Genomic DNA, 2,037 nt, shown 5'->3' with positions numbered 1-2,037 from the left:
TAGGCAGATTCCCAAAATTCAGTCATAATTACATTTTATTATCAAGTTATGTTAGACATTAAGAAGAGATTTGAACTTCGGTTGTTATTAATTGCCCACAACGTCTCCGGTTAACGCAAGTAGCGGATTGGGAAACGGTTATTTGTCGGTTAAGTTATCGTTTTAAAGGTAGTCAAAAATGTCATTTTTCGATGGTCTGCCGCTATTTGCTCGTTAACCGATGTTGTGCACAGTTTTATTCTATTATTTCTCCATTTTTATCAAATTCAGTTTTTTTGGTCAAAAAACCACGTTTGTCATAAATTGAAATCTCTTCTATTTTTCCGTTTTGATAAAATCTTTTTAATTCCCCAATTACGAGTCCATTCTTAAACTCCGCAACTAACCGAATAGAACCATTCGAGTAGTAACCAGTTTCATATCCATCAATTTTTTTGTCGCATTTTCTAAAGATATAATTCGGTTTGGTGTGAGTTACAAGAAATTCTCTGATTTTAGGTATATATAAAGTGTCTGAATTCATCTCCTCGTTTATTTCAACTTGATGAACTTCTCCTATTTCTGATGCGAAAAGTTTGTAAACTCCTTTTTCAGGAAGCGGAATTGTTCCGTTATCTGACTCGAATGTCGAGTATAATTTTCCATTCCTTTCGAGATGGTATAAATGGCTATTAACAATTTTCCCAGAACAAGAATCTCTGAAAATAAGTTCGTACTTGATTTCTTGGCTGAATGCAGAAAGTGTAGAAAAAAATACTATTAAAAAGGTTATTTTCATTGGTCTTTTAAATTGTGCACAACGTCTCCGGTTAACGCAAGTAGCGGGCTTGGGAAACGTGAATTTATCCGGTTAAGTTATCTTTTTAAAGGTAGTCAAAAATGTCATTTTAGAAGAATCTTCCGCTATTTGCTCGTTAACCGATGTTAGCATACGTTTTTATTTGATTTAAGCTATATAGGTTTTAATTCCCTCAATAAATAAAAAACCTATACCTGCATCAGTTCCCACTTTTGTTACTTTATTTAAAACGTCAATCCCTTTAAACATGATTTTTGCAAATGTCCAACTTATTTGATTTTTTATTTGTAATTGGGTGAGAGCAGGAATGTTTTCATTTAACAATTTTAATTCTTGAATAATTTCATCATCAATATCTGGGTCATCTTCGAAGTTTTCAATCAAGAGATTTAAAAAATTGGATAATTCAACCTGTTTTTGAGGTTCGAGAGGTTTATCATCATTTTCATCCTCCATAAATGAAAAGGATTCGAATAACTTTTCTTTATAGTGATTTAAATTTTTACTGCTTGGATGGATCCTTTTTTTTACGTCGTGTATGTTTTTAACCAAATTCATCCAATTTTTCAACTCGCTCATAAGCCTTCCATCCGATGATGTGTTTTTCGTACCACGAATGGAATTATTTGCCTGATCACCCGGTCTATAATTTAGGTCATAATAAACATAATTCTTCTCTAGTCTGGGATTGGAAATTTTAAAGTAGAACTCAGTTGTGAAGCTTAAATACTCAATATGAATTTCAGCTTCGTCGTCATATACGATTCTAAACAAATTTGAGTTGGCTTCGACCTCTGAACGAATAGATGAAAATGTCTTAGCCATATCATTTAATTCGCGTGCAGTATATTTATTGTAATCCATTTAATAGTGAGTACGATTTTTTTAAATGTATGCTAACGTCTCCGGTTAACGCAAGTAGCGGAAGTTAGGGACGCGAATTTGTCCGGTTAAGTTATGTTTTTAAAGGTAGTCAAAAATGTCATTTTTGAAGGATCTCAGCTATTTGCTCGTTAACCGATGTTGGCAAACGTATTTTTTACTGACTCATTACAAACTCTTTTACTAATTGACAGTCGTGTATCAAATGATTCATTAAGTCTTTTAAAAATTCATCTACACTTTTCTCAAATGACATTTCGTAAACTTTCATTGTTTTTTCAGCGTGTCTTGCCGAAGTACTTGAAACTATTTGATTAAAACTTTCCATATTTAATTTGTCAATTCCGAGTTCGGTT

The 2,037-nt window shown here is 32.6% G+C and carries 3 protein-coding genes; all 3 read right to left on the bottom strand.

Features of this window, described 5'->3' with window-relative positions:
- Positions 1–235 precede the first annotated feature (235 nt).
- Entirely contained in the window at positions 236–778 is a 543-nt protein-coding gene (locus tag ACFQ1G_RS01405) for a hypothetical protein (protein WP_380736453.1), read from the bottom strand.
- 168 nt (positions 779–946) lie between these two features.
- A complete protein-coding gene (locus ACFQ1G_RS01400) occupies positions 947–1,663 on the bottom strand; it encodes a hypothetical protein (RefSeq protein ID WP_380736452.1) in 717 nt (238 codons plus the stop codon).
- A gap of 175 nt (positions 1,664–1,838) precedes the next feature.
- The coding region (locus ACFQ1G_RS01395) for a hypothetical protein (RefSeq protein ID WP_380736451.1) at positions 1,839–2,037 on the bottom strand (199 nt) is incomplete at its 5' end.

Source organism: Salinimicrobium gaetbulicola, from assembly GCF_042676025.1.
Taxonomy (GTDB): Bacteria; Bacteroidota; Bacteroidia; order Flavobacteriales; family Flavobacteriaceae; genus Salinimicrobium; species Salinimicrobium gaetbulicola.
This window is presented reverse-complemented; position numbering and strand designations above follow the sequence as displayed.